We start from the raw sequence: 25,560 nt of genomic DNA, 5'->3' as shown, positions 1-25,560 counted from the left end.
GTCCTACGGGCGCCTGTGCTGCTCGAGGCGGTGCGGATCGAGCAGCAGGCCCGGGTCCCAGCCGCCGGTGCTCGCCGCGGCCCGATAGGTGGCACGCAGGAAGGTGAGCAGGGCGGCTTCGGGGTCCGGGGCGGTGCGGACGGCCTCGTACGGAAGCAGGAACTGGCGGTACTCCGCACTGTAGAACGCGCCTTCGACGTCGATCGCGGCATCGCGGTAGCCCTCCGGCTCGGGATACGCGTAGGAGTAGAACGCACCCTCCTCGCCGCCGCCGGGCCAGAAACCGCAGCTGGAGAGTTCGTGCGAGTAGCCCTCCTGCATGACCCAGTCGGCGCAGTTCGGGGCACCGCCGGGGTGGAGCGGCGCGGGCCTGCCGGAGAAGCGTGTGCAGGCGAGGTCCATGGCTCCCCAGAAGAAGTGCACGGGACTGACCTTGCCGAGGAACTCCGCCCGGAAGCGCGTGAGGACCCGCTCGGCCTGGAGGAGCTGCCGCCAGAACGCCGTAACGGCGGCGGCATCGTAGGACGCGTGCTGGTGGTCCTCGGCGAACGGGACGGCGGGATCCACCTCCGTGGGCACGGGCCGGATCGGCGCCTCGATCCCGAGGTCGGCCAGCGCCGCCATGGTCTGGGCGTGGAAGACCGCCACGGACTGGGGCTCCAGGGGCACGGTGCGGTCCTCACCGGAACTGGCCCGCACCAGCAGGCGGTGGTCCACCACGTCGACCTCGACGTCGAACGCCCCTCCGCGGTACGGGACGGAGGACGTGCCGAGTCCCCGCGGTGTCACGTACAGCGGGACCTGCCACCAGTGGTTGACCAGCGGCGCGTGCGCCATCCGGATCTTGCCGACCACCTGCAGCCACATGTGCAGCGTTGCCTGCGTGTCCTGCCAGTCAGCGACGCGCAGCTCGGGCCAGTCGGCCGACCACCTGTCCGTCGTCGTCGTGCTGCCCGTGCTGCCCGTGCTGTCCTGCTCGTTCATCGTGCCCCCTTGGTGCGTGCGCCTGTCGGAAGCCAATCTAGGCGCCCATCCCGGTCGGGTACAGGGAGGCAGCGGACGAGCGTCTTGCCAGGGTGGCACCGACGGATCCCGGCCGGGGCGGAACACGTACGCGCTACGCGTTCCTCTCCGGGGTTACCCAGGGGCACGCAGACCGGCCAGCACATGGCACCTCAGGCGCCTGACTGCGCTCCGCGCAGCACAGCGCCCGAACAGAAGCGGGAGGATCTGCTGCAGATGGGCTCTCTCCTCCTCGGGGTCCGACGGCGATGGCTCGGCCCGCTGGTGCGCGCAGTCATCTCCGGCTCTCCGCGGCGGCCCGACGGCGCGCCGCGGGAACTCGCCCGCTGGATCGCGGCACAACCACCCTTCACCGACGCGGTGGCGAAGTCCGAGGGCAGAGGCGCTCCGATCGCTCAGGCCCGGTACCTGGTCGCGGAGTCGAGCAGGGACGCACCCGGACCGGCGCCGCGGCCCACACCGGCGCGGCTGTCGTCATCTCATTGGACCTCGTCTCCTTCTTCGCCCAGGTCCCGCCGGTGCGGGTGTTCGGCGTGCTGCGGCAGGCGGGTTATCCCGAGGCCACCGCGCATGTGATCACGGGGCTCTGCACCCACTCGGTCCCGGAGGCCATCCTCCGGTCCATGCCCGACGGCGGCGGAGCGCAGGAACGCTTCGCCCTCGCCGGGGCGCTGCGCGCAGCCCACCTGCCTCAGGGGGCGCCGTCATCGCCTGCGCTCGCCGACCTCGCCGTGCGGCGCCTGGACTCCCGGTTGTCCGGCTGGGCGGGGGTGGCGGGCGGCAGCTACACGCGATACACCGACGATCCCACCTTCAGTGGTCCGGCCGGCCTCGCTCGTCGCGCAGACGCCTTCATCCGCGGTGTGGAGTGCATCGTCGTCGAGGAGAGCCATGCCGTGAACCGGCGTAAGACGCGCGTACGGGGCGCGTCCACGCGCCAGTCCGTGACCGGCGTCGTCGTGAACGTCCGCACCGGCGTGGCGAGGACGGACTACGACGCCCTGAAGGCGACCGTGCACACCTGCGTGGTGCACGGGCCGGAGTCGCAACGGCGCGGGCAGGCCGACTTCCGCGCGCACCTCGCCGGACGCATCGCCTGGGTGGAGTCGCTCGACCCGCCGCGCGGCGCCCGCCTGCGCGAGGAGTTCCGCCGGATCAGCCGGGGGACGCTATGACGCGAGGTCCTCGTCGATGGCGAGCTCGTTGCCCGGGATGGACGCGAGGAGCCTGCGCGTGTACGGGTGGCGGGGGTTCTGGAAGACCTCCTCGGAGCTCGCGGCCTCCACCAGCTCGCCGTCCTTCATCACGCACACGTAGTCCGAGATGAGGCGCACCACGGCGAGGTCGTGGGAGATGAACAGATAGCTCAGGCCGAGCTCGGACTGCAGGTCGCCCAGGAGCTTGAGGATCTGCGCCTGCACCAGCACGTCGAGCGCCGAGACCGGCTCGTCGCAGACGATCAGCTCGGGCTTCAGGGCGAGGGCGCGGGCGATCGCGACGCGCTGCCGCTGGCCGCCGGAGAGCTCCGCCGGGTAGCGCCGCAGGGCGTTCTGCGGCAACGAGACCTGGTCCATCAGCTCACGGACGCGTGCCGCGCGCTCCTTCCTCGACCCGCGGCTGTAGGCGTTGAGGGGCTCCTCGATGATCCGCTCGATCGTGAACATGGGATTGAGCGAGGAGTAGGGATCCTGGAAGATCGGCTGCACACGCTGCCGGAAGTCGCTGAGCTGCGCCTTGTCGAGCGTGGCCACGTCCATGCCGTCGAAGGTCATCGTGCCCGACGTCGGTGGAATCAGCTTGAGCAGCATCCGCGCCGTGGTGGTCTTGCCCGAGCCGGACTCGCCGACGATCGCCACGGTCTGCCCGCGCGGGATGTCGAGGGTGACGTTCTTCGCCGCGTAGAAGTCGTCCTTGCTCCCGCGGCGCTTGTAGACCTTCGTGAGGTCACGGATCTCCACGATGTTCGGCGGAGCGGTGTGGGCGGTCGCGCCTTTTGTCCCGGGCGTCCCGGCATGCTCGGCCGGACGGTCCGGTGACGGTGCGGCATGCGCCCCGCCGGCCCGCGATCCCGCTGCGCCGGCGGATTCCCCGGCCCCGGAGGTCGGGGCTGCACCGGGCGCGGCGCCCTCCGCGATCCCGTGCTCCGCCTCGTGCCCGGCGAACACCTCCTCGGCGAGCTTCAGCCGCGACGCGGGATCCGCCGTGAACGCGCCGGGGCGCAGCCGGACCGCCGCGACGCTGGGCGCCGCGCGGACGAGCGACTGCGTGTAGGGATGCTGCGGGTCGTTGAGCAGCTGGTCCGCCGGTCCGGTCTCGACCACGCGCCCGCGGTGCATCACCACGAGCTGCGAGGCGCGCTCGGCGGCGAGGCCGAGATCGTGCGTGATGAGCAGGACCGACGTGCCGAGCTGCTCCGTCATCATCTCGATCTGGTCGAGGATGGTGCGCTGCACGGTGACGTCGAGGGCGGACGTCGGTTCGTCGGCGATGAGCAGCCGCGGCCGGCAGGCGAGGCCGATCGCGATGAGTGCCCGCTGCCGCATGCCGCCGGAGAACTCGTGCGGGTACTGCTTGGCGCGCTCCCCGGCGTCGGGCAGCCCGGCGGCGGTGAGGACCTCGATGACGCGCTGCTTGACGTTCTTCTTGGTGGCCATGCCGTGCACCAGGAGGGTCTCGGCGACCTGCGTGCCGATCTTCGTCACCGGGTTCAGGTTGGACATCGGATCCTGCGGGACGAGGCCGATCGCCCGGCCGCGGATGGAGCGCATCTTCGCCTCCGGCAGGGTGGTGAGGTCCTGGCCCTCGAACAGGATGCTGCCGGCGGTCACGCGGCCGTTGCCGGGCAGCAGGCCGATGCAGGCCATCGCCGTCGTCGACTTGCCCGAGCCCGACTCCCCGACGATCGCCAGGGCGCTGCCGCGCCGGAGGGTGAAGCTCGCGTCCTCGACGGCATGGACCTCCCCGTGCGTCGTGCGGAAGCTCACCGCCAGGTTCCGCACCTCGAGCAGGGGTGCGTCGGGGTTCTCGGGCTGGGCGGTAGCGCGCGCGTCAGGAGTGATGTCCGTCATAGCACCATCGTGCCCTATGGGGAGGTGCGGAGCGGCGCTCGCAGCAGCGGCAGCGCTAACTTTTCGGGAACGATGCCGCGTCCGATCCGGCGGCGGCCAGGCGGGCGGCCAGGTGGTCCACCGCCAGGCGGTAGCCGTCGATGCCGGCGCCGACGATCACGGCGTCGGCGACGCCGGAGATGTAGGAGGAGTGCCTGAACTCCTCACGCCGGTGCACGTTGCTGATGTGCACCTCCACCACGGGCAGTCCGACGGCGGCGAGCGCGTCGCGGATGGCGATCGAGGTGTGCGTGAACGCTCCGGCGTTGATGACGATCCCGTCCGCCGTGGACCGCGCCGCGTGGATCGCGTCGATGATCTCGCCCTCGTGGTTGGACTGCAGCGCGGATGCGGTGCAGCCGCGCCCGCGTGCCGTGTCCGCGGCGAGGCGGACGACGTCGTCGAGCGTCGCCGTCCCGTACACGTCGGGCTCCCTGGTACCGAGCAGGTTCAGGTTGGGTCCGTTGATCACGAGGATGCTCGGGGTGCGCGGGGTCATGCCCCCACTATGCCGTACGCGCGCCGGCATCCATCTGCTGCGCATTCCGCAGGCGCACGGCTCCGAGGGCGCCGGCCACCGTCACGAGGCTCATGGCGGCGAGGACGACGCCGGGGTGCCACCACGCGCCGTCCGTCGCGATACCGAAGCGCTGTGTGATCGACGGCGCGAATCCGGCGACGATCGCGGCGATGCTGTAGGCGAAGGAGAGGGCGGTGAACGCCGTCGCCGGCTTGAAGATGTCCGCCATGAGGCCGCCGAGGGCCGCCCAGCTCGCCGTGGGCAGGATGCCGCCGAGGATGATCGCGGCGATGTACATCGGTTCGGTCGCGATGCTGATGACCCAGTACAGCGGGAAGGCGATCAGCGCCGTCCCGAGGGCCCCGCCCGCGACGACCTTCGCGGAGCCGATGCGCATCGCGAGGTAGCCGAACGCCGGGATGGTGCCGAGCTGGAGGATCGATCCGACGAGGGCGGCGTTGAGCACCGTGGCCTGGGAGAGGCCGAGCGTCTCGGTGCCGTACGCCTGGGTGTAGGTGACCATGAGGAAGTAGGAGCCGATGCCGAGGACTGCGGAGGCGATGGCGACGACGATCGCGACCGGCTGGGACTTCAGGACCTCGAGGAAGGGGATGCGGGGCAGCTGGTGTCCCTCGCTCGCCTGCTTGAACACGGGCGTCTCGTCGATCGCGAGGCGCAGGTAGATCGCGACGGCGAGGAACGGGAACGCGAGCAGGAACGGGATGCGCCAGCCCCAGGTGGTCATGATGTCGGGGGCCGCGACGGCGAGCACCAGGAAGATGGCCGAGATCAGCATGGTGCCCACGGGGGATCCGAGCTGGGGGATGGATGCGTACAGCGCCCGCTTGCGGGGCTCGGCGTGCTCGGTCGCGATGAGGATGGAGCCGCCCCACTCGCCACCCAGGGAGAGTCCCTGCAGGAAGCGCAGCGCCGTGAGGATGATGGGCGCCCAGATGCCGATGGTGTTGTAGTCGGGCAGCAGGCCCACGGTCCCCGTCGCGAGGCCCATGAGGGTGATGGTCCAGATCAGGGTTCGCTTGCGGCCGATCCGGTCCCCGAGGTGGCCGAAGAGGATGGCGCCGAGCGGGCGGGCGACGAACCCCATGGCGAACACCAGGAAGGCCGAGAGGGTCCCGGCCAGGGGATCCTGCTCGGTGAAGAAGACGACGTTGAACACGAGTGCGGCGGCGGTGCCGAAGACGTAGAAGTCGTAGGACTCGAGGGCCGTTCCGACGAAGGAGGCGCCGGCGACGCGGCGGGCCATGCGTGGATTCGTGACGGGGGGCTGCTGGACGGTTGTGGACACGCTGAAATCATCCTCTCGTGGCCGCCCGGGAGCCATGTTTCAGGACGAACATCACACCGGTGGCACACGGCGCCCACCTGTGCGGGAGGGGCCGGTGGTGTCAGGGGGACAGCGGCGCGCCGAGGTGGGCGGTGACGATGGCCCGCCCGGCGGTGACGAGGGAGTCCGTGACGGCGCTCGGGTCCCCCATGAAGCCGTGCACCATGGCGCCGTCGCGCAGCATGATGAGCTGGTCCGCCACGGCGTCGGGCCGGTCCACACCCAGCTCGGCCAGCAGTTCGGCGACGACCGCGTGCAACCAGGCCCGGTAGCGCCCGACGGCGGTCCGGACCATGCCGTCCGCCGGGTACTCGGCGGCGGCGTTGATGAAGGTGCACCCCCGGAAGCCGGGGCGGCACGCGGCGTCCCCGTTGGCCGCGGCCAGGTGGAGCAGGACGGTGCACGCATCGAGCCCGTCCGCGCGTTCCCTCCCGATGGCGGCCTGCAGCCGCGCGAGCTGGTCCTCCAGGTAGGCGACCACGAGGTGGTCCTTGGTCGGGAAGTGCCGGTAGAACGTCACCTTGGTGGTCCCGGCATCGGCGATGACCTTGTCGGCGCTCACCGAGCGGATGCTCGTGGCGTCGAACAACGTGGTCGCCGAGGCGAGGATCCGATCCCGCACGGGGGGCTGGGCGCTCATCATGCTCCATTGTCTGTCAAGCCGGTTCCATCGTTTGATCCCACTAGAGTTACTAGTTAGTCTACTAAGTCGGAGGGGAGCTGTCAGGCGCCCCGCGACAGAAGGACGGACACAGGCATGGGTGCTCTCTACACGGCGGTGGCCACCGCGACCGGCGACGGACGCAACGGCAAGGCGCACACGGACGACGGGCAGCTCGTCGTCGACCTCGCGGTCCCGAAGGAGATGGGCGGTGCCGGCGGCGCGACGAACCCCGAGCAGCTCTTCGCGCTCGGCTACGCCGCCTGCTTCCACAGCGCCCTCAAGCTCGTCGCGAGCCGCAGCAAGGCGACGATCAGCGACACCGCCGTCACCGCCGAGGTGAGCATCAACCCGGTCGACGGCGGGGCGTTCCAGCTCGCCGTCGCCCTGCACGCCGAGATCGGCGGAGTGGACCAGGAGACGGCCGACGCGCTCGTCGAGCGGGCCCACCAGGTGTGCCCGTACTCCAACGCCACGCGCGGCAACATCGAGGTCACGGTCGACGCCACGATCGGCTGATTGCCCCGGACATGCCAGAGGCCCCCGCACTCGCGGGGGCCTCTGGCATGTCCGGCTACTTCCGCAGCGAGACGGCGATCTGCTGCATGATCGTCGGATCGGACAGCGTGGTGGCGTCGCCGACCTCCCGGCCCTCCGCGACGTCCTTGAGCAGGCGGCGCATGATCTTGCCGCTGCGCGTCTTCGGCAGCTCGGGGACCACCAGGATGTTCCGCGGCTTCGCGATGGGCCCGATCTCCTTGCCCACGTGGTTGCGCAGCGTGGTGACGATGTCGTCGTCGTCCTTCGCCGAGCCGCGCAGGATCACGAACGCGACCACTGCCTCCCCGGTGGTCTCGTCGCTCGCCCCGACGACGGCGGCCTCCGCCACCGACGGGTGGCTCACGAGCGCCGACTCGATCTCGGTGGTCGAGAGGCGGTGGCCGGAGATGTTCATGACGTCGTCCACCCTGCCCAGGAGCCAGATGTCGCCGTCGCTGTCCTTCTTGGCGCCGTCGCCGGCGAAGTACATGGCGTCGAAGCGCGACCAGTACGTGTCCCTGAAGCGTTGGGGATCACCCCAGATACCGCGCAGCATCGACGGCCACGGTTCGCGGATGACCAGGTACCCGCCGGAGCCGTTCGGAACCGGGACGCCCATTTCGTCGACGACTTCGATGGCGATCCCGGGCACGGCCACCTGGGCGGAGCCGGGCTTCGTCGCGGTCACACCGGGCATCGGCGTGATCATCTGCGCGCCGGTCTCGGTCTGCCACCAGGTGTCCACGATCGGGACGTTGCCGCCGCCGATGACCTCGCGGTACCACATCCACGCCTCGGGGTTGATGGGTTCCCCGACGGAGCCGAGGACGCGGATCGAGGAGAGGTCGTACTTCTTGGGGATGTCGCGGCCCCACTTCATGAACGTGCGGATGGCCGTGGGTGCCGTGTAGAGGATGGACACCTTGTACTTCTCGATCAGTTCCCACCAGCGTCCCTGGTGCGGCGTGTCCGGCGTCCCCTCGTACATGAGCTGCGTGGCGCCGTTCACCAGCGGCGCGTACGCGACGTAGCTGTGCCCCGTGACCCAGCCGATGTCCGCGGTGCACCAGAAGACGTCGGTCTCCGGGCGCAGGTCGAAGGTGTTCCGGTGGGTGAACGCGGTCTGCGTGAGGTACCCGCCCGTGGTGTGCAGGATGCCCTTCGGCTTCCCGGTGGTCCCGGAGGTGTAGAGGATGAACAGGGGATGCTCCGCGTCGTGGGCCACGGCGGTGTGTTCGTCCGGCGCGGTGTCGACGACGTCGTGCCACCACAGGTCGCGGCCCTCGGTCCACTCGACCGGCTCGTTGTTGCGGCGGACCACCACCACGTTGGAGACGCTGTGGCCCTCGCGCTCGAGGGCGCCGTCGACGGCGGGCTTGAGGGCGCTCGGCTTGCCACGGCGGTACGTGCCGTCGGAGGTGACGACGAGCTTGGCCTCGGCGTCGTCGATACGGCTGCGGAGGGCGTCGGCCGAGAACCCGCCGAAGACCACGGAATGCACGGCACCGATCCTCGCGCAGGCGAGCATCGTGATGACGGCCTCCGGGATCATGGGCAGGTACACCGCCACGCGGTCGCCCTTCTGCACGCCCAGGGACTCGAACGCGTTGGCCGCCTTCTTCACCTCACGGGTGAGGTCCGCGTAGGTGATGGTGCGGGTGTCGCCGGGTTCGCCCTCGAAGTGGATCGCGACCCGCTCGCCGCGGCCGGCCTCCACATGGCGGTCGAGCGCGTTGTAGGCCGCGTTCACGGTGCCGCCCACGAACCACTTGGCGAACGGTGCGTCCGACCAGTCGAGGGTCTGCGTGAAGTCCTGGTCCCAGGTGAGGAGCTCGCGCGCCTGCTTCGCCCAGAACTCCGTGCCCTGCTCGCGCGCCTCGTCGTAGAGGGACGGCTGCGCGACGGCGTTCGCGGCGAACTCCGCGCTGGGCGGGAAGCGGCGTTCCTCGTGCAGCAGGTTCTCGAAGGCGTCGCCCTGGCGTTCGGCGGTCATGGTCTACCCCTTTGTGACGTGGTCGGTGACAGGTCCAAGGGAACACTATCGAGTTCTCCCCGTCCTGTGTGCCCCGGGTCACAGGGCCTAGCCGAGGTGGGGTGATTGTGCGGTGAGCGGCGCCCGGCGCCGGAGCTCCCCGGTGCTGTCCTCGGTGGCGTCCTCGGTGGTGTCCTCGGCGGTGTGGTCGGTGGAGAAGGTAGGAGGCGGTGGCTAGGGTGGAAGCAGGTATCCAACACCGGCGGCCGACGGCCGCGGGCGACCAGCGCTACATACGGGAGCACACCATGACCGAAGCATCCGATGGCCGGGGCGCCACCGGCGTCACATCGGCCGGATTCCGACCGGATCCCGCCCGGGGCGACGGCCTCCCGTCGGACGGCTCGGGCACCGGTACGTCGGTGACCGGTACGTCGGTGACCGGCACCTCCGCGTCCGGGACACCACAGGGCGCGCCTCCGGGGCCGAGCAAGGCCCTGGCAGGACCGTTCACCCTGCGGGAAGTGGTCTTCGGTGCAGGCGCCGCGCTCGTCTTCATCGGTACACTCCTGCCCTTCATCGGCGGCAGGGTCCTCTACACCAACTTCTGGAGCAGTGCCTCCCTCTTCTTCATCGGTATCGGCATCCTGCTGCCCGTGATCGCCCTGGCGCTGCTCGCAGGCCGCCGCCTGGGGAGCGGCGGACTCCGTGTCGGCTCGCTGTCGGTGGACCAGTTCGCATCGGTCGCGGCGGTGCTCGCGTCGACCTACTTCTTCCTGCAGACCGTCACCGCGTTCCACGTGGGACCCCTCGTGGCCCTGATCGGTTCGCTGGGCATGCTGGCCGCCACCGTCGTCGGGCCGTTCCTGCCCGGGATCAAGAACGACTTCGCCGACAGGCCGGAGGTGCCCGCCCGCACCGCGGCCCGCCCGATCACCGCTGCACAGCCCCGCCCGCCGAAGGCGCCGAAGCCGCCCAAGCCCGCGAGGACGGCCGGGGATGCACCCGGGACGGGCTCCGATCCCGTGGTCTCCCGCCCGGTCCAGGGCGGCCAGGCGGACATCAACCCTGCCGCCGCGGCCGTCCGCCAGAACGGCGCCGGTCTGTACGGTGCGGGCGGGGCCGGTGCCGTGGGTGCCGGTGCTGCTGCGTCGGGCCAGTCCGGCATGGAGCGGGACTCCTCGACGTTGCGAGCCCCGCAGGCCGATGAGGCTCCGGCGCCCACCCGCTCGGGACAGGACTCCGGGCTGTCGACGCATACCGCGCAGGAGCAGGCCGGCGGCGCCCACGCCGTCGGCCAGGCACCGGACGACCACGGGGCGGACGCACACCGGAGCTCCGCCGACTCCACCTCCGGCCAGGCCGAGGTCGTACCGGCCGAGGAGACGCGGGTCCACGACGTCGTTCGGGACGACTCGACGCGGACGTACGAGTCCGCCGACTCCTCGGCTGATTCCTCGGGCGAATCCGCTGCCGACTACTCCACCGGGTCCTCCACCGACGAGCGGGGCCGGCAGGAGCCCATCACGGCGACCCGTTCGGCCGATGAGGAGCCCGTGGTCGAGGCCTTCTGGTTCGCCGTCGGTTCCCCCCGTCCGGTGTACGACGAGCAGACGGGCCGGGAGGTGTTCCGGCTGCAGCCCGGCGACTGGGAGGTAGGCATCGAGGACCGTGGTGGTGAGTTCCTGGTGCAGGACAAGCGCACCGGTGCCGTCGGCATCCTGCGGGACCTGCGCAACATCGAGCGCGCACCCCGCGACTGACATCCCGCCCCGCCACAGCCCGGCGGAGTCCGTTCCGTCCCGTCGAGAGGAGACCCGCACGTGGCAGGCAGGAAGACGAAGGTGGACGAGGAGTCGCCTGTCGCCCTCAAACGCAGGGCACGGAAGATCAACAGGATCCTGGGGGACACCTACCCGTACGCGGTCGCCGAGCTCGACTTCCGCAACCCGTTCGAGCTGCTCGTGGCGACCGTGCTGTCCGCGCAGACCACCGACGTGCGGGTCAACCTCACCACGCCCGTCCTGTTCGAGCGCTATCCCGACGCCCGGGCCCTGTCGGAGGCCGACGAACCGGAACTGCAGGAGATCCTCCGGCCCACCGGCTTCTACCGGGCCAAGGCCAACAGTCTCCTCGCATTGTCGCGCCGCCTCGTGGACGAGTTCGACGGCGAGGTGCCGGACCGGCTCGAGGACCTCGTCACGCTGCCCGGCGTGGGCCGCAAGACGGCCAATGTGGTCCTCGGGAACGCCTTCGGTGCCCCGGGAATCACCGTCGATACTCACTTCGGGCGGCTCGCCCGCCGGTTCCGCTGGACCACGTCCGAGGACCCGGTGAAGGTGGAGATGGACGTCGCCGCCCTCTTCGAGCGCAGCGACTGGACCTCGTTGTCCAACCGCGTGGTGTTCCACGGCCGGCGGATCTGCCATGCCAGGAAGCCGGCCTGCGGCGTCTGTCCCGTCGCCGCCCTGTGCCCGTCCTTCGGTGAGGGGGAGACGGATCCGATGAAGGCCGCGAAGCTCCTCAAGTACGAACTCGCGCCGGGCCGGGAGGAGCTGCTGGAGCTCATGCGTGCCGGTCGGTCCCGTGCCGAGCTCCGTGAGGCCGGGCACGGTCTGGGTGCCTAGGCCTCCTGCCGCGACCGCCTACGACGAACTGGCGGCATGGGTGCGGTCGAAGGCTGCTCCTGGTTCGACCTTCGTCCGGCCCGGTGGCTGGCAGTTCGCCACCCTCGATCCCGCGAAGAGCCGCCGCGCGGCGGTGCTCGTCCTGGTGGGCCCACGCGACGGCGTCGCGTCCGGTGCGGATCCGGGGAGCGTCGAGCGCGACGATCTCGACATCCTGTTCGTCATGCGGTCGAGCACCCTGTCCAACCATCCCGGCCAGGTGGCATTCCCCGGCGGTGCCATCGACCCGCAGGACCCGGACGAGCGTGCTGCGGCCCTCCGCGAGGCGCAGGAGGAGACCGGGCTGGACCCTGCCGGCGTCGAGATCGTGGGGACGCTGCCGGAGGTCGGGCTCCCCGTCAGCAACTTCGTGGTCACGCCTGTCGTCGCCTGGTGGGCCGAGCAGTCCCCGGTCCACGCGGTGGACCGGGCGGAATCGGAGGCGGTCTTCAGGTCCCCGGTGGGCCTGCTGCTCGATCCGGCGCACCGGCGGACGGCGGTGGTGCGGCGGGACGGGTTCGTCAGCCGCACGCCGGCCTTCCTCACCCCGGACGCCGTGATCTGGGGGTTCACGGCCCTGCTGCTGGACGCGATGTTCGACGGGCTCGGCTGGTCGAGGCCGTGGGACCCGTCGCGGGAGATCCCTGCGCCCCTGTGAGCCGCTTCCTCACTTCGCGTCGGCGTAGGACGCGACGGTGACCGTGGAGATGGAGAACTCGACGGGGATGGGCCCGAACATCAGGCTTGTCGCCGCGCGCGCCGCGTCCTCCAGGATGGCTGCTGCCTCGGCCGTCCGGTCCGCCGGGACGTGCAGCACCACCTCGTCGTGGAGGAAGAAGGCCATCCGGCTCCTCGGTGCCGGGATGCCGCTGCCCGCCAGGCGTCGGCGGATCTCCGCGAGCCAGCACAGGGCCCATTCCGCCGCGGAGGCCTGCACCACGAAGTTCCGGGTGAAACGGCCCCGGGCGCGTGCGGCACCGTCCGCCCGGCGCTGTTCCTCCGCCGTCGTCGTGCGCTGCCTCGCCCGCCACTCCTCCGACGCGGGCGGACACCCGCGGCCGAGGTGGCTCGCGACGCCGTCGCCCGCCTCCCCGGCCCGTGCGGCGGCCTCCACGACGCCGATGGCGCGGGGGTAGGCGCGGGTCAGCTGGGGCATCAGCCTGCCGGACTCCCCGCTCGTCGCTCCGTACATCGCGCCGAGCATGGCGAGCTTCGCCTTCGAGCGGTCGCCGCCGAACCCCTGGTCGGCGATCCCCTGGTACAGGTCCCTGCCGCGCGCCGCTGCCGCGAGCGACGAATCCCGCCCGAGGGCCGCCAGTACCCGGGGTTCCAGTTGCGCCGCATCGGCGACGAGGAAGGCGTGGCCCTCGTCGGGTCGGACGGCGTCGCGCACCTGCCGGGGGATCTGGAGGGCGCCCCCGCCGCGGGACGCCCAGCGGCCCGACACGACGCCGCCCACCACGTACTCGGGGCGGAAGCGGCCGTCGTGCACCCAGGTGTCGAGCCAGTTCCAGCCGTTGGCGGTCGCGAGCCGGGACAGCTTCTTGTACTCGAGGAGCGGTCCGATGGCCGGGTGCTGCTGTCGCTCCAGCTCCCAGGAGCGCGTCGTCCTCACCTCGATCCCGGCCCGGTGCAGGGCCCGCAGGAGCTCCTGCGGCGAGTCCGGGTTGAGCGTCGGGTTCCCCAGCGCGGCCCGCAGCTCTCCCGCGAGCCGCTCCAGTTCAGCGGGCCGCACACCCTCCGCGGGCCGCGGTCCCAGGCTCCTCTCGAGCAGGTCCTCGTGGATGTCCCTGCGCCAGGGGAGACCCCAGTGCTCCATCTCGGCGGCGATGAGCGCACCCGCCGATTCGGCTGCGACGAGCAGGTTCAGGCGCGCGGGCTGCGACGCGGCCGCTACGGCGGCGAGCTGGTGGCCGAACTGCTCGACGACGTCGTCCAGGAACGGACCCGTGGGCGCCTGCGGTTCGTCGAACAGGGAGTGCTGGTTGGGGGCCGGCGGCAGGGGCGGCAGCGAGAGCCGGGGTGGTTCCGTGCCGTCCTCCGTCTGGGCCGTCGCCCGCAGGGAATCGATGTAGGGGGAGGGCCGGCACGACGGCGAGTTGGCGAGCAGGGCGCGCGTCAGCGCGAGGTCCCAGCACCGGTCCACGTCGACGCCCGCCGCCAGCAGGTCGAGGTACCAGGACCGCGTGCTGTTCCACACCCAGCGGGGGCGCCCGCGCTCGGCCTCGGCGACGGCCGGGGCGAGACCGCTCCGGTCGACGACCAGCGGGGAGCCCATCGGTGCTCCGTCGGATCCGAGGCGCTGCAGCGCAAGCGTCGCGCTGCCGCCGCGGTCGCCGCCGTGGTCCGGCGGGAGGGGCGCGACAGCGATGTACATGTCCATATTGTCGGCGGTGGCGGTGTCATTCCTGCAATCAGCGGATTGTCCACATAGCGGCGATCCGGTCGCGCGCTCCGGACCCGCGCGGCGAGGGTTGGGGCATGAGGCAGCAGACCTGGATCCCCACCGCAGGCCGGCGGCCCGTGGTCCTCGCGGGCGGCTCGCAGGACGTGCGGGACCAGGTGGCGCGCGTCGGCGCCGCAGCGGGCGTCTCCCCGCTCTTCGTCGAGAGCCTCGCAGCCGCTCTCCCCCTGGATCCGGCCGTGCTGCTCGTCGGTCCGGAACAGGCCGAGGCGGGGGTGGCAGGGCATCGGGAGGTCATCGTGGTGGGGGCTGCGGACCACGAATCGGCGGCGTGGGGGACCGCCGCCCACCTGGCATCCTCCCGCGTCGTCATCCTGCCCCAGGGCACGGCGTGGCTCGCCGAACACATCGGCCGGCGCGTGAGCCCGGCTGCCACCGGGGCGGTGGTGGGCTTCGTCGGCACGGCCGGAGGATGCGGCGTCAGTACCCTCGCCTTCTGGTGCGCGCGCACCCTGGCCCGCCGGGGCAGCTCCACCCTGCTCGTCGACGGTCAGCCGCTGGCCGGCGGACTGGATCTCGCCCTGGGCATGGAGGAACGCCCCGGCGTGCGGTGGAATGACCTGCAGGACCTCCGGGGGACGCTCAACCCGGACCAGCTGGTGTCCGCGCTGCCCGCCGAGGGGAAGCTCGCGGTACTGTCCCACTCCGGTGGTGCCGGGAACGGCGCGGAGCACGGCATGGAATCCGCTGCCGCCACCCTGGAGGCCGCCCGCAGCGCGTTCGACGTCAGCGTCGTGGACCTCGGCAGCCTGCCCGCGTCCTCCGCCCTGACGTCCCTGTGCGATCAGCTCGTGGTCCTCGTGCCGTCCCGACCACGCAGCCTCACGGCCCTGGGAGGTGTCCTGTCGGCGCACGGTTCCCTGCCCACGACCGTGGTGCTGCGCGGGCCCGTGCTCGAGGGACTCGACGCGTGGCATCTGGCGGAGGTCATCGGGCGACCGGGGCCCCTGCCGTACCTGCCGTTCGTGCGTGGAGCCTCCGGGGCCGAAGCCGGTGGCAGGATGCTGGGGTTCCCCCTGCCGCGGAAGGCACGGACGCTCGTCGCCTCCGTCTGTACCGGCCTCGAGCGTGCAGGATGAGCGGCGACGGCGGACAGGACGCGCCCACGAGGCGTCAGCTGCGCTCCACCCCCGGGCACACGCCGGCCCGCCCCGGCACACGCGGTTCGACGGACACCGGGGCGTCGTCGGCCGGTGATCCCGGAGCAGCATCGATGGTGGACTCGGTCCGCAGGGCGGTCCTGGCCGGTGATGTCCGGGCGACCGGCGCGGCGTTCGCCGACGCGGTGGGTTCGAGCGGGAGGCTGCTCGGCTCGGAGGGCACCCTGTCGGCGCTGGACAGGGTGCGGGCCGAACTCAAGGGACTCGGGCCGCTCGAGCACCTCCTCGCCGAGGAGTCCATCACGGACATCCTCGTCAACGGCCCCGACGACGTGTGGGTCGACGGCGACGCCGGGCTCCGGCGGGTCGGCCGCGTCTTCTCCACGGACGGTGAGGTGCGGGCCCTGGCCGTCCGACTCGTGGCGGCCGGAGGGCGGCGCCTCGACGACGGGTGTCCCGCCGTGGACGTCCGCCTCGACGGGCTCAGGGTCCACGCCGTCCTGCCTCCCATCTCCACGGCGGGCACCCTGCTGTCCATCCGCGTCAGGCGCCCGCGGGTCTTCTCCCTGACGGAGCTCACCGCCAACGGGACCGTGGCGGCTGCGATGGCCGACGCCCTCGCCCTGATGATGCGGAGCCGCTTGAACTTCCTCGTCAGCGGAGCGACGGGGACGGGCAAGACCACGCTCCTGTCCGCGCTCCTCGGGCTGGCGGATCCCGGTGAACGCGTCGTGCTGGTCGAGGACGCCGCCGAGCTGAATCCCGCGCACCCGCACACCGTGGGGCTCCAGTCCCGCCACGGCAATCTCGAGGGTGCAGGAGTGCTGGACCTCACCTCGCTCGTCCGGCAGGCCCTGCGGATGCGGCCCGACCGGCTCGTGGTCGGCGAGTGCAGGGGCGCTGAGGTCCGTGAACTGCTGGCGGCGATGAATACCGGACACGACGGCGGAGGGGCGACCATCCACGCGAACTCCGCCGAGGCGGTACCGGCACGGCTGAGCGCGCTCGCGGCTCTCGCCGGCCTGACGCAGGACGCGCTCGCGCTGCAGGCGGCCAGCGCGGTCGACGTCGTGGTCCATATCGTGCACGACCGGCAGGGCCGTCGTGTGGAGAGCCTCGGCCTGCTGGAGCGCGGCGGATCGCCGGGTCTGAGGGTCCGGCCCGTCCTCGTCGACTCAGGAGCGGGCTGCCGCCGTGCCGCGGGTTGGGACGATTTCGCCCACCGCGTGGGCTGGCCCGGACCGGTGCCCGCGTCCGAGCCCGGGCGGCCGTGTGCAGGCCGTGGCGTGCCGTGACAGGGCTGATGGTGGCGCTCCTCCTGGCGGGCTCCGGCGTGATCCTCTCACTGTCCCGGGCCGCACCGACCGGGAGCAGACCGGCGGGGCGGGCCCGCGCACCGGCCGGCGAGGGCCTGCGCGGTCCCCTGTCATCGAGGATGCCCGGTCATGGCGGGACCAGGGCCCGCTACGGCGGGCGACGCACCGCCGTCGACCCCCACGAGCTTCCGCTGTTCGTCCACCAGCTGGCCGGGCTCCTTCGGGCGGGACGCCCGCCCCACACCCTGTGGGCGGACATGGAGAGCGTGTACGCCGACCGCCGGAGCACGTTCGCGGTGGAGGCCCTGCCGGTGATCGGGACGGCGCGTCGAGCCGCCGAACTCGGTCTGGGCATTCCCGATGCGCTGCGCCAGGCCACCGGGGGCACCGGCCTCGCCGGCGCGGGGAGGACGCGGGTGCAGACCGACCGGCTGTGGGTGGACCTGGCCGGATGCCTGGTCGTCGCCGAGCGGAGCGGGGCGCCCCTGGCCGGGATCCTCGAACGATACGCGGCGCAGCTCGACGCCGATCTCGAGGGCCTCTCGGCGCGGGAGACAGCCCTGGCCGGTCCTCGGGCGACCGTCGTCCTGCTCGCCTGGCTGCCGGCCGTCGGGTTGTTCCTCGGGTTCGCCCTCGGCCTGAATCCGCTGGAGGTACTGCTGGGGTCGTTCCTCGGGCGGCTGGCCTTTGCCGCGGGCCTCCTGCTCATGATCGTGTCGCGGATCTGGTCCGGCGCCCTCGTGCGACGGGCCGGAGGTGATCCGTGACGGCGGGGCTGACCGTATCCGTCCTGCTCGCCGTCGGTGCCTTCGTCCTGGCTCTCCCGTCGGGCCGCTCCGGGTCGCGTCCCCGATCGGCGGCGGAACAGCGGGAGGGGCGGGGCATCCGGGACGCGCCGCTCATGCTCGATCTGCTGGCGGTGCTGCTGTCATCCGGGGCATCGGTCGAGAGCGCCCTCTCGGTCATCGCCGGCGCCTGCGAGCCCGAGGTGGGTTCGCCCCTGGGCCGCGTCCATGCTGCGCGACTCCTGGGCGCGTCGTGGGAGGCGGCCTGGGACGTCGGCGAAGGAGGTGCGGACACACCCGCGGCAGGACGCCCGGTGCTCCGCCGGCGAGAGCGCGGCGGTCCCTATCCGCGGCGGTGCGTCGCGGAGGTCCGCGAAGGCCTTCGCTTCGCCACCTCCACGGGGGCCCCGTCGGCGGCACTCCTGCATGCCCACGCCGCCCAGCTACGACGCCGGCACAACCGCGAGATCGACAGGAAGGCTGCCGCCCTGGGTGTGCAGCTCGTCCTGCCGCTCGGTCTGTGCTCCCTGCCGGCCTTCATCTGCCTGGGCGTGGTGCCCGTCGTGCTGGGTCTCCTGCCGGCGCTCTGACGGTGCTGCCCGGGTGGCGGATGGTTATCCACTTAGCCCGGTACCTCGTCCGGTACCAGGTGTGGCACCGCCAGAGTTGGTCCTGCGACGACCGTCGCTTCCGCTACGTGGACCGCATTCCACGTCGATGAAAAGGAGACGTCATGGCACAGCGATTGCACCAGAGGGAGACCGGGGATCCGGCACTGCAGGACCCCGACGCCGGCATCAGGGGCGCCGTCCGCCTCCCGACCGGCCCGGTTCCGGAGGGCGTCACGAGCCGCACGGCGGATCCCGGGCGCGGGTCGGCTCGGCCGGCGCACGAAGAGGCTGCAGGGTCAGGCGGGCCGGTCACCGACAGCCCGGCCGCGTGCCCCGTGCCGCAGCCCCGCTCGGTCCTTCTGCCCGCGCAGCCCGTCAGCACCGGAGACCGTTCCTGGGGGAGCGGTTCCGGGTCGTCCGCCGCCGGTGCATCCGGCGGCACCCGGTCCGCCCGCCGCGAGGAGGCGCGACGGCGGAGGTCGAACGAGCAGGTGATCCGCCGGAGCAGGAACGCGCCGGTGGACCGGGAAGCCGGGATGGCGACTGCCGAATACGCGATCGCCACGCTCGCCGCGGTGGGGTTCGCCGCCCTCCTCGTCGCGGTCCTGTCCAGCGGTGAGGTCAGGGGACTCCTGATGTCCCTGATCACCTCGGCGCTCAGTTTCGGCTGATGAGCGGTGGCCGGGGCGGGTCGGCCGTCAGCGACGGCGTCCAGCAAGTCCCCTGTCGGACGTCGGCGCACCGCTCGTCGGCGTGCGGGGCGGGCACGTGCGGATCGCGGGTCCGCGGATCGGACCGGGCGCAGCAGGGGTCGGTCACCGCCGAGGTCGCCGTCGTGTTGCCCGCCCTGGTCCTCCTGCTCGCTCTCCTCCTGGGTACGGCCCACGTCGGCACCGTGCAGCTGCGGCTGGAGGAAGCGGCACGTGCAGGCGCCCGGGAGGTCATGCGGGGCGAGAGCAACGCATCCGTGGAACAGACGGTGCAGCGCCTCGCCGGACGCGGAGCGTCGGCGCGGGTCGTCTCCGGATCGGGCTGGGCGACCGTCGAGGTACGGTCACGGGTCGAGGGTCCGTTCGTCGAGCTGATGGGCATCGAGCTGCATGCCTCGGCATCGGGCAGGGAGGAACATCATGGGTAGGCCACCGGGATCACGGAGCGGGCAGCAGGGCCTGGACGCCGAGAACGGAGCCGGGACGCTGCTGATGGCAGGACTCGCATTGTTGGCGCTCCTTCTCATCGCATCGGCGGCCCTCCTGCTGCAGGCCACGACGGCGGCCTCGAAGGCGGCGACAGCCGCCGACCTGGCCGCCCTGGCGGCCGCCGACGCCGCCCGGGGCCTCACCGCAGACGACCCATGCTCGGCCGCAGAGGCGGTCGCGCGACGCCAGGGTGCGGCGGTGCGGGAGTGTTCCGTCGGTGGGACCGGCCCGGGGACGGTCGTGATCCGCGTGTCGGTCAGCAGCACCGGCCTGCTGCCCGACGCCGTCGGCGCGGCGAGGGCGGGACCGCCGCCGTGAGCGGGTGCACCGCGGCCTGTCGCGGCGCGGGGGCGGTGGGAGGGAACCGTCAGGAGCGCAGCGGCGAGGCTGCGACCCCGTCGGCGGATGCCCCGGCCGCCTGGTTGAGGATGAGGGACAGCACCGCCACGGCTCCGCCCTTGCTCAGCGGGTTGTTCCGGTTGCCGCACTTGGGGGACTGCACACAGGAGGGGCAGCCGGACTCGCACTCGCACGCCTCGATGGCGTCACGGGTCGCCGCCAGCCAGGTGCGGGCGGCCTCGAACCCGCGCTCGGCGAACCCCGCCCCGCCGGGATGCCCGTCGTACACGAAGATGGTCGGCAGGCCTGTGTCGGCGTGCAGCGCCGTCGACACGCCGCCGATGTCCCACCGGTCGCTCGAGGCCACGAGTGGCAGCAGCCCGATCGCTGCGTGCTCGGCGGCGTGGAGTGCACCGGGCAGCTCCTCCGCGAGGATTCCCTCCGCCTCGAGGAGCTCCGGGCTGATCTCGAACCACACGCTCTTCGTGAACAGGTCCCGGGCCCCGAGCTCCAGAGGCTCCTCGCCCAGGATCTCGTTGGAGGAGAACGCCTTGCGCTGGAAGGAGACCACCTGGGTGGTGACCTTCACGTCCCCGAAGTTCGCGAGCACCCCGCCCCACAGCGCGCTGACGTCCCGTCCGATCACCTCGATCTGCGTGACGTCCCGCGCCTGGGTGTAGTAGTCGGGATGCGCCCGGGCCACCACGGCGCAGTGGTCCTGCTCGTTGAGTTCCTGCACCACGTACGTGCGCCCCTGGTGGACGTACACCGCCCCGGGATGCGCCTGGTAGTGGCTCTGCGGCGAATCCATCGTGCCGAGCAGAGCACCGGAATCCGCCTCCACGATGTTGATCGGCCCGCCTCCGTCCGCCCTGAGGTTCACCATGGCCGCAGCGCTCTGGGGGTGGGTCCAGAACCAGCCCGCGGGCCGGCGCCGGAGGAACCCCTGCTCGCACAGGGTCCCGAGCAGGTCCTCCGACGTCGCCCCGAAGAGACCGAGATCCGCCTCCGTCAGCGGCAGTTCGGCCGCCGCGGAGCACAGGTGCGGGCCGAGCACGTACGGATTGGAGGGGTCGAACACGGTGGCCTCGACGGCGAGGTCGAACACTGCCTCCGGATGGTGCACGAGATAGGTGTCGAGGGGATCGTCGCTGGCGACGAATGCGGCGATGGCGTCCTGGCCCGACCGCCCGGCCCTGCCGATCTGCTGCATGAGCGAGGCACGGGTGCCCGGCCAGCCGGCCACGAGGACGGCGTCGAGGCCCGAGATGTCGATCCCCAGCTCCAGCGCCGAGGTACTGGCCACGCCCAGCAGCTCCCCGCTGCGCAGCGATGCCTCGAGGGCCCGCCGCTCCTCCGGCAGGTAACCCGAGCGGTACGCGGCGATGCGGTGCGGCAGGCTCGGGTGCACGTCCTCGAGCATCCGCCGGGAGGTCTGCGCGATGCTCTCCGCGCCGCGCCTCGACTTGATGAACGCGATGGTCCTCACCTGCGAGGACACGAGATTGGCGAGGAGGTCGGACGTCTCCGCGATGACCGTCCGTCGGGAGGGGGCACCGTTCTCGCCCTTCATCCCGGTGAGCTGCGGTTCCCAGAAGGCCACGGTGGTGGAGCCGTGCGGGGAGCTGTCCTGGTCGACCGCCTGCACGGGGGCGCCGATCAGCCGGCCGAAGGAGGCGGCCGGTGAGGCCGAGGTGGCGGACGCCCCGATGAACACGGGGTGCGCCCCGTAGCTCGCGCAGATCCGCCGCAGGCGTCGCAGGAGGTTCGCGACGTGGGACCCGAACACGCCCCGGTAGCTGTGCGCCTCGTCGATGACCACGTACTTGAGCCGACGGAAGAACCGCGCCCACCACGTGTGGTTGGGCAGGATGCCGTAGTGCAGCATGTCGGGGTTCGCGAGGACCAGGTTGGCGTGATCGCGGATCCAGCGCCGTGCGCCCGATTCCGTGTCGCCGTCGTACGTCTCGGCGCGCACGGTGGGCAGCTTCAGCGCGTTGATCGCCGAGAGCTGGTCGGCGGCGAGCGCCTTCGTGGGCGCGAGGTAGAGAGCCACCGACCCGTTCGGGGCGAGCGTCGCGCGGCTCGCCAGTTCACTGCGGTGGATCTCGTCGAGCACCGGCAGCTGGTAGCACAGCGATTTCCCGGACGCGGTGCCCGTGGCGATGATGGTGTGCGCTCCCTCATGGGCGGAGGTGGCGCCTTCCACCTGGTGGCGCCAGGGCTCGCGGACGCCGCGCAGGGTGAAGGCGGAGACGACGTCGGGGTGGGCCCACTCCGGCCAGGGCGCATGCTCGGCGTCCCGGGCAGGGATCTCCCGGACATGCAGCAGCTGCTCGGGTTCTGGTCCGCCCCCGAGCAGGGGGATGAGGGAGTCGTGCGCAGCCACGCCGCAATTGTCCCATCGGCGCCCGGGTGGGTACCCCGGGAACGGCGCTTATCCTCTGATGACGAACACGTCGGCCAGGTGCTGCCAGCCGAGGAATTCGTAGAGCGCCCGTCCGTCGGCGGAAGCCATGAGCAGGCCGGAGGTGACATCGTCCTCCATGACCGCGGCGGTGAGATCCCGCATGACGTAACTGGCCAGCCCGCGGCGCCTGAAGCGTTCCTCGGTGACGATGCGGTCGTAGACCGCGTACTCGCCCACCACCGAGACGGACCCCCGGGCCGCCAGGACCCCGTCGGCATGGACCGTGACGCGGCGGCAGGATCCCTCACGGGTGCGTTCCAGGGCGAAGCCGTCGCCGGGAGGCCGCGGGTCCTCGACGTCCTGCCCGTCCATGTCGACGCGCATCAGGGACTGCTGGCGGTCGGTCACGCGCGTGCCGAGCGGCGCGGTGGCGTCGATCAGGGCCTGCATCCGGTTGGTGACGACGGTCAGCACGCGCAGGGGATCCTGCCGGAGCTCCGATGCCACGTCGAGCAGCAGCTCGTCGGTGGGCTCGAAGAGGAAATGCTCCGTCCGGTTCTGCTGGTCCGTCAGGAGCACGGACGTCGTGCGGCCGTCGTCGTGCGGTTCGTAGCCCCTGCATGCGGACCACCCGGTGATCCAGGTCCGGAGGAGTTCCCTGTCTGCTTCTGCGCCCATGTGCTGCACCCTAGTTCTCGGCGGGGACGATGCACATAGGCGGCCGCGAGGGTTACGGTTTTGAGACGCGAAGTAGGCTTTAAGCCGTGTCGATGAACCGTATTGCGCTCTATTACGCCTTTGCCCCGCTGCCCGATCCCGAGGCCATCCGGCTCTGGCAGCGCGCCCTCTGCGAGAAGTGGGGGCTGCGCGGGAGGATCCTCATCTCCAAGGACGGCATCAACGGCACCGTCGGTGGCGAGATCGGCGCGGTCAAGCAATACGTGAAGACCACGCGTGAGTACCCGGCGTTCAAGGGCATGGAGATCAAATGGTCCGACGGCGGAGCCGATGACTTCCCGCGGCTGAGCGTCAAGGTCCGCGACGAGATCGTCTCCTTCGGCGCCCCCGGCGAACTGGAGGTCGACGAGAACGGTGTGGTGGGCGGTGGCACGCATCTGGCGCCCGAGGAACTGCACGCCCTGGTCGACGCGAAGCGTGCAGCGGGGGAGGAGGTGGTCTTCTTCGACGGCCGGAACGCCCTCGAGGCGCAGATCGGGCGGTTCAAGGGCGCCGTGGTGCCCGACGTGCGGACCACCCATGACTTCGTCCGCGAGCTCGACTCGGGCAGGTACGACGACCTCAAGGACAAGCCCGTGGTCACCTACTGCACCGGTGGGATCCGCTGCGAGGTGCTCTCCAGCCTCATGGTCAACCGCGGTTTCCAGGAGGTCTACCAGCTCGACGGCGGGATCGTCCGCTACGGCGAGAAGTACCGCGACGGCGGGCTCTGGGAGGGGTCCCTCTACGTGTTCGACAAGCGCATGCACCTCGAGTTCAGCGATGACGCCATGACCCTCGGACGGTGCGTCAGGTGTGGGGCCCCCACGAACACCTTCGAGAACTGCTCGGATCCCGCGTGCCGCAACCTGACCCTGTACTGCGCCGGATGTGCCGCCGATCCGGTGACGCTGCGCTGCCCGCAGGGGTGCGAGTCGGACGAGGCCGGGGCGACGGCAGCGGGCGCCGCCTGATGCCGGTCACCGCCGCGTACGGGGAGTTCGACGACGACGTCCCCTCCGCGCCCTCCAGCGACGACCCGGCCGCGCTCGAGGCGCTCGCCGGGGATCTGACTGTGCTCGACTACACGGTCGACGGCGTCGAAGCGCTTCTCGGCAGCGCCGCGTACACGGCGCTGGGCCGCGGGCAGCTGGCACCCGCGCTGCTGGAGGGTCGGCGTCTCCTCAGCGGGGACGGGCACGACGACGAGGCCGGCAACGACGAGACCGGCGGCGAGAGCGGCAACGGCGGGACCGGCCGCGGAGCCGGAGCACGTGCCGTCCCCGTGCTGCTGTGGCTCCTCGGCGAGACCGTGGCGACGGACGACCTGCAGGCGGCCTTCCCTGGCATCGGCGTCGCCGGACTCGAGAAGCTCAGACTCATCGAGCGGGTGCCGGGCGATCCCGCCGCGGCGCCGTCCGACGCGCCCGGTGACGCTCCCCGGGAATCCCCGGCAGCCGGGCGGAACCACGGCGGAACCCCGGACCCCTGGCGCGCCACCGTCGAACTGCGCCCCTACGGCTCGGACGTCGGAGGCAACCTCTGGGTGGCCAGCGACCTCGGGTCCGAACAGCGGTCGGGTCCGCTGCACCACGACCACGTCCTCGGGATCGGAGGCGCGTCCCTGACGCTGGCGCAGACCGTGATGAGGGCGCCGGTGGACCGGGCCCTGGACCTCGGCACCGGCAGCGGCATCCAGGCCTTCCACCTCCTGTCGCATGCCCGCCACGTCACCCTGACCGACGTCTCCGACCGCGCGCTGGCCTTCGCCCGCTTCAACCTCCTGCTGAACGCGCCGGCCCTGGATCTCGACCCGCTGCACCTCGGCGAGCGGGTCAGCCTCCGCCTCGGGAGCCTGCTCGAGCCGGTGGCGGGGGAGCGGTTCGGGCTCGTGGTGTCCAATCCGCCGTTCGTGATCACCCCGCGCACGGGCGACCCGACGGAGTCGTACACCTACCGCGACGGCGGCCTCGCCGGCGACGCCATCGTGTCGACCCTGATCAAGGACCTCCCAGGGATCCTCGCGCCGGGCGGCGTGGCGCAGCTGCTCGGCAACTGGGAGATCACCGAGGGCACCGCGTGGGAGCGCCGCATCCGCGGCTTCGTGCCTCCCGGCGTCGACGCCTGGATCATCCAGCGCGAGCAGCTGACACCCGTGCAGTACGCCGAGACGTGGCTGCGGGATGCCGCCGAGAACCGGGACCGGGATGCCTACCTGGAGAGCTTCGCCGCCTATCTCGCGGATTTCGCCGCGCGCGACGTCGAGGGCATCGGTTTCGGCTCGGTGTGGCTGCGGCGCCCGCGGGACCGGCGCGGCCTCGTGCGGGTGACGCTCGAGGAGATCACGCACGAGATCGAGCAGCCCGTGGGTCCGCACCTGGCGGCCGCCGTCGGACGCGGGGACTGGCTCGCCGCCCACACGGAGCAGGCGGCATCGGGCACCGGTATCGCGGACGCGTTCCTGCTCGTCGCCGACGACGTCACCGAGGAACGGCACCAGCGGCCCGGCGCGGAGCACCCGGGCGTGATCCTGCTGCGGCAGGGCGCCGGCCTCCGGCGCACAACGCTGCTCAGCACCGAGCTCGCCGGATTCGTGTCCGCGTGCGACGGTGACCTCACCGCCGGTCAGATCGCAGGCGCCCTCGCGATGCTCCTGGAGCGGCCCGATGCGGCGTTCACGGCGGGACTGCTGGTCGACGTCGAGCAGCTCATCCGCGAGGGCTTCCTGATTCCGGTCCCCTGAAACCAGCGGCTACCCTTGTGCAGGTACTCATGACGCATACTG

At 71.8% G+C, this 25,560-nt stretch carries 23 protein-coding genes; 14 read left to right on the top strand and 9 right to left on the bottom strand.

The features are described 5' to 3' along the window. Positions 1 to 3: 3 nt before the first annotated feature. Positions 4 to 984 carry a DUF5996 family protein gene (locus ACX80N_RS02170; RefSeq protein ID WP_459338108.1) on the bottom strand — a complete coding sequence of 327 codons (981 nt, stop codon included), beginning with the start codon at positions 982 to 984 and terminating at the stop codon, positions 4 to 6. Positions 985 to 1,271: 287 nt separating this feature from the next. Between ACX80N_RS02170 and ACX80N_RS02165 the strand changes: the two genes are divergently transcribed. Then, positions 1,272 to 2,198 carry a reverse transcriptase domain-containing protein gene (locus ACX80N_RS02165; protein ID WP_459338107.1) on the top strand — a complete coding sequence of 309 codons (927 nt, stop codon included), beginning with the start codon at positions 1,272 to 1,274 and terminating at the stop codon, positions 2,196 to 2,198. Here the strand turns inward: ACX80N_RS02165 and ACX80N_RS02160 are convergent. The 4 genes from ACX80N_RS02160 to ACX80N_RS02145 form a co-directional block, all read right to left on the bottom strand. Further along, positions 2,193 to 4,091, bottom strand: a complete 1,899-nt coding sequence (locus tag ACX80N_RS02160; RefSeq protein ID WP_459338106.1) for a dipeptide ABC transporter ATP-binding protein — start codon at positions 4,089 to 4,091, stop codon at positions 2,193 to 2,195. The two genes, ACX80N_RS02165 and ACX80N_RS02160, sit on opposite strands and share 6 nt — an antisense overlap. 55 nt (positions 4,092 to 4,146) lie before the next feature. Beyond that, positions 4,147 to 4,629 carry a type II 3-dehydroquinate dehydratase gene (aroQ, locus tag ACX80N_RS02155; protein ID WP_105033153.1) on the bottom strand — a complete coding sequence of 161 codons (483 nt, stop codon included), beginning with the start codon at positions 4,627 to 4,629 and terminating at the stop codon, positions 4,147 to 4,149. A gap of 7 nt (positions 4,630 to 4,636) precedes the next feature. Next, complete coding sequence (locus tag ACX80N_RS02150) at positions 4,637 to 5,956, bottom strand: MFS transporter (protein ID WP_459338105.1); 1,320 nt, start codon at positions 5,954 to 5,956, stop codon at positions 4,637 to 4,639. Between the two features lie 100 nt (positions 5,957 to 6,056). Continuing rightward, positions 6,057 to 6,635 carry a TetR/AcrR family transcriptional regulator gene (locus ACX80N_RS02145; RefSeq protein ID WP_459338104.1) on the bottom strand — a complete coding sequence of 193 codons (579 nt, stop codon included), beginning with the start codon at positions 6,633 to 6,635 and terminating at the stop codon, positions 6,057 to 6,059. 117 nt (positions 6,636 to 6,752) lie between these two features. Between ACX80N_RS02145 and ACX80N_RS02140 the strand changes: the two genes are divergently transcribed. Beyond that, a complete protein-coding gene (locus tag ACX80N_RS02140) occupies positions 6,753 to 7,175 on the top strand; it encodes an organic hydroperoxide resistance protein (RefSeq protein WP_105033150.1) in 423 nt (140 codons plus the stop codon). A gap of 55 nt (positions 7,176 to 7,230) precedes the next feature. Here the strand turns inward: ACX80N_RS02140 and acs are convergent, their stop codons facing one another. Further along, positions 7,231 to 9,189, bottom strand: a complete 1,959-nt coding sequence (gene acs / locus ACX80N_RS02135) for an acetate--CoA ligase (RefSeq protein WP_459338103.1) — start codon at positions 9,187 to 9,189, stop codon at positions 7,231 to 7,233. Positions 9,190 to 9,476: 287 nt separating this feature from the next. On the opposite strand from acs, the gene ACX80N_RS02130 reads away from it, so the two are divergent. The 3 genes from ACX80N_RS02130 to ACX80N_RS02120 are packed head-to-tail and all read left to right on the top strand — an operon-like array spanning position 9,477 to position 12,492. Then, positions 9,477 to 10,931, top strand: coding sequence for a hypothetical protein (locus ACX80N_RS02130; protein ID WP_459338102.1), 1,455 nt, complete (start codon positions 9,477 to 9,479; stop codon positions 10,929 to 10,931). 60 nt (positions 10,932 to 10,991) lie between these two features. Further along, entirely contained in the window at positions 10,992 to 11,795 is an 804-nt protein-coding gene (gene nth / locus ACX80N_RS02125) for an endonuclease III (protein ID WP_459338101.1), read from the top strand. After that, entirely contained in the window at positions 11,788 to 12,492 is a 705-nt protein-coding gene (locus ACX80N_RS02120) for an NUDIX hydrolase (protein ID WP_459338100.1), read from the top strand. Before nth ends, ACX80N_RS02120 begins: the two co-directional genes overlap by 8 nt. A gap of 9 nt (positions 12,493 to 12,501) precedes the next feature. Here the strand turns inward: ACX80N_RS02120 and ACX80N_RS02115 are convergent, their stop codons facing one another. Then, entirely contained in the window at positions 12,502 to 14,211 is a 1,710-nt protein-coding gene (locus ACX80N_RS02115; protein WP_459338099.1) for a bifunctional 3'-5' exonuclease/DNA polymerase, read from the bottom strand. 104 nt (positions 14,212 to 14,315) lie between these two features. Here ACX80N_RS02115 and ssd point away from each other — a divergent pair, with 104 nt between their 5' ends. From ssd to ACX80N_RS02080, 7 genes are all read left to right on the top strand, one after another. After that, positions 14,316 to 15,377 (top strand): septum site-determining protein Ssd, encoded by a 1,062-nt coding sequence (gene ssd / locus ACX80N_RS02110; RefSeq protein WP_459338098.1) that lies wholly within the window; start codon positions 14,316 to 14,318, stop codon positions 15,375 to 15,377. Then, the gene (locus tag ACX80N_RS02105; protein WP_459338097.1) at positions 15,374 to 16,693 is read left to right on the top strand and encodes a TadA family conjugal transfer-associated ATPase; all 1,320 of its coding nucleotides are present in this window, start codon (positions 15,374 to 15,376) and stop codon (positions 16,691 to 16,693) included. The genes ssd and ACX80N_RS02105 overlap by 4 nt, the downstream gene beginning before the upstream one ends. Before the next feature lie 8 nt (positions 16,694 to 16,701). Then, positions 16,702 to 17,481, top strand: a complete 780-nt coding sequence (locus ACX80N_RS02100) for a type II secretion system F family protein (RefSeq protein ID WP_459338096.1) — start codon at positions 16,702 to 16,704, stop codon at positions 17,479 to 17,481. Further along, positions 17,478 to 18,089, top strand: a complete 612-nt coding sequence (locus ACX80N_RS02095; RefSeq protein ID WP_459338095.1) for a type II secretion system F family protein — start codon at positions 17,478 to 17,480, stop codon at positions 18,087 to 18,089. Before ACX80N_RS02100 ends, ACX80N_RS02095 begins: the two co-directional genes overlap by 4 nt. Before the next feature lie 143 nt (positions 18,090 to 18,232). Further along, positions 18,233 to 18,781 carry a DUF4244 domain-containing protein gene (locus ACX80N_RS02090; protein ID WP_459338094.1) on the top strand — a complete coding sequence of 183 codons (549 nt, stop codon included), beginning with the start codon at positions 18,233 to 18,235 and terminating at the stop codon, positions 18,779 to 18,781. After that, positions 18,781 to 19,248, top strand: a complete 468-nt coding sequence (locus ACX80N_RS02085; RefSeq protein ID WP_459338093.1) for a TadE family type IV pilus minor pilin — start codon at positions 18,781 to 18,783, stop codon at positions 19,246 to 19,248. The genes ACX80N_RS02090 and ACX80N_RS02085 overlap by 1 nt, the downstream gene beginning before the upstream one ends. Next, on the top strand, positions 19,241 to 19,627 hold the full coding sequence (locus ACX80N_RS02080; RefSeq protein ID WP_459338092.1) for an Rv3654c family TadE-like protein: 387 nt from the start codon (positions 19,241 to 19,243) through the stop codon (positions 19,625 to 19,627). The genes ACX80N_RS02085 and ACX80N_RS02080 overlap by 8 nt, the downstream gene beginning before the upstream one ends. A gap of 49 nt (positions 19,628 to 19,676) precedes the next feature. On the opposite strand, the gene ACX80N_RS02075 is transcribed toward ACX80N_RS02080, so the two are convergent. Both ACX80N_RS02075 and ACX80N_RS02070 read right to left on the bottom strand, forming a co-directional pair. Further along, on the bottom strand, positions 19,677 to 22,037 hold the full coding sequence (locus tag ACX80N_RS02075; RefSeq protein ID WP_459338091.1) for a DEAD/DEAH box helicase: 2,361 nt from the start codon (positions 22,035 to 22,037) through the stop codon (positions 19,677 to 19,679). 48 nt (positions 22,038 to 22,085) lie between these two features. Continuing rightward, complete coding sequence (locus ACX80N_RS02070; protein WP_459338090.1) at positions 22,086 to 22,736, bottom strand: GNAT family N-acetyltransferase; 651 nt, start codon at positions 22,734 to 22,736, stop codon at positions 22,086 to 22,088. Positions 22,737 to 22,822: 86 nt separating this feature from the next. Between ACX80N_RS02070 and trhO the strand changes: the two genes are divergently transcribed. Continuing rightward, positions 22,823 to 23,749, top strand: coding sequence for an oxygen-dependent tRNA uridine(34) hydroxylase TrhO (gene trhO / locus ACX80N_RS02065; RefSeq protein ID WP_459338089.1), 927 nt, complete (start codon positions 22,823 to 22,825; stop codon positions 23,747 to 23,749). Then, a complete protein-coding gene (locus ACX80N_RS02060) occupies positions 23,749 to 25,518 on the top strand; it encodes a DUF7059 domain-containing protein (protein ID WP_459338088.1) in 1,770 nt (589 codons plus the stop codon). Before trhO ends, ACX80N_RS02060 begins: the two co-directional genes overlap by 1 nt. Positions 25,519 to 25,560 lie beyond the last annotated feature (42 nt).

It is taken from the genome of Arthrobacter sp. MDT2-16, assembly GCF_054510925.1.
Note: the sequence above shows the minus strand (reverse complement) of the source record. Positions and strands in the feature narration are given on the sequence as shown.

Excerpts from the sequence above, each read along its gene's own strand:
- ssd (WP_459338098.1), top strand. The coding sequence starts at position 14,316 with ATGAGGCAGCAGACCTGGATCCCCACCGCAGGCCGGCGGCCCGTGGTC.
- ACX80N_RS02145 (WP_459338104.1), bottom strand. The coding sequence starts at position 6,635 with ATGAGCGCCCAGCCCCCCGTGCGGGATCGGATCCTCGCCTCGGCGACC.
- ACX80N_RS02140 (WP_105033150.1), top strand. The coding sequence starts at position 6,753 with ATGGGTGCTCTCTACACGGCGGTGGCCACCGCGACCGGCGACGGACGC.
- ACX80N_RS02130 (WP_459338102.1), top strand. The coding sequence starts at position 9,477 with ATGACCGAAGCATCCGATGGCCGGGGCGCCACCGGCGTCACATCGGCC.
- ACX80N_RS02085 (WP_459338093.1), top strand. The coding sequence starts at position 18,781 with ATGAGCGGTGGCCGGGGCGGGTCGGCCGTCAGCGACGGCGTCCAGCAA.
- ACX80N_RS02115 (WP_459338099.1), bottom strand. The coding sequence starts at position 14,211 with ATGTACATCGCTGTCGCGCCCCTCCCGCCGGACCACGGCGGCGACCGC.
- ACX80N_RS02090 (WP_459338094.1), top strand. The coding sequence starts at position 18,233 with ATGGCACAGCGATTGCACCAGAGGGAGACCGGGGATCCGGCACTGCAG.
- ACX80N_RS02080 (WP_459338092.1), top strand. The coding sequence starts at position 19,241 with ATGGGTAGGCCACCGGGATCACGGAGCGGGCAGCAGGGCCTGGACGCC.
- ACX80N_RS02070 (WP_459338090.1), bottom strand. The coding sequence starts at position 22,736 with ATGGGCGCAGAAGCAGACAGGGAACTCCTCCGGACCTGGATCACCGGG.
- ACX80N_RS02060 (WP_459338088.1), top strand. The coding sequence starts at position 23,749 with ATGCCGGTCACCGCCGCGTACGGGGAGTTCGACGACGACGTCCCCTCC.
- acs (WP_459338103.1), bottom strand. The coding sequence starts at position 9,189 with ATGACCGCCGAACGCCAGGGCGACGCCTTCGAGAACCTGCTGCACGAG.
- ACX80N_RS02105 (WP_459338097.1), top strand. The coding sequence starts at position 15,374 with ATGAGCGGCGACGGCGGACAGGACGCGCCCACGAGGCGTCAGCTGCGC.
- ACX80N_RS02160 (WP_459338106.1), bottom strand. The coding sequence starts at position 4,091 with ATGACGGACATCACTCCTGACGCGCGCGCTACCGCCCAGCCCGAGAAC.
- ACX80N_RS02165 (WP_459338107.1), top strand. The coding sequence starts at position 1,272 with ATGGCTCGGCCCGCTGGTGCGCGCAGTCATCTCCGGCTCTCCGCGGCG.
- aroQ (WP_105033153.1), bottom strand. The coding sequence starts at position 4,629 with ATGACCCCGCGCACCCCGAGCATCCTCGTGATCAACGGACCCAACCTG.
- ACX80N_RS02100 (WP_459338096.1), top strand. The coding sequence starts at position 16,702 with ATGGTGGCGCTCCTCCTGGCGGGCTCCGGCGTGATCCTCTCACTGTCC.
- ACX80N_RS02170 (WP_459338108.1), bottom strand. The coding sequence starts at position 984 with ATGAACGAGCAGGACAGCACGGGCAGCACGGGCAGCACGACGACGACG.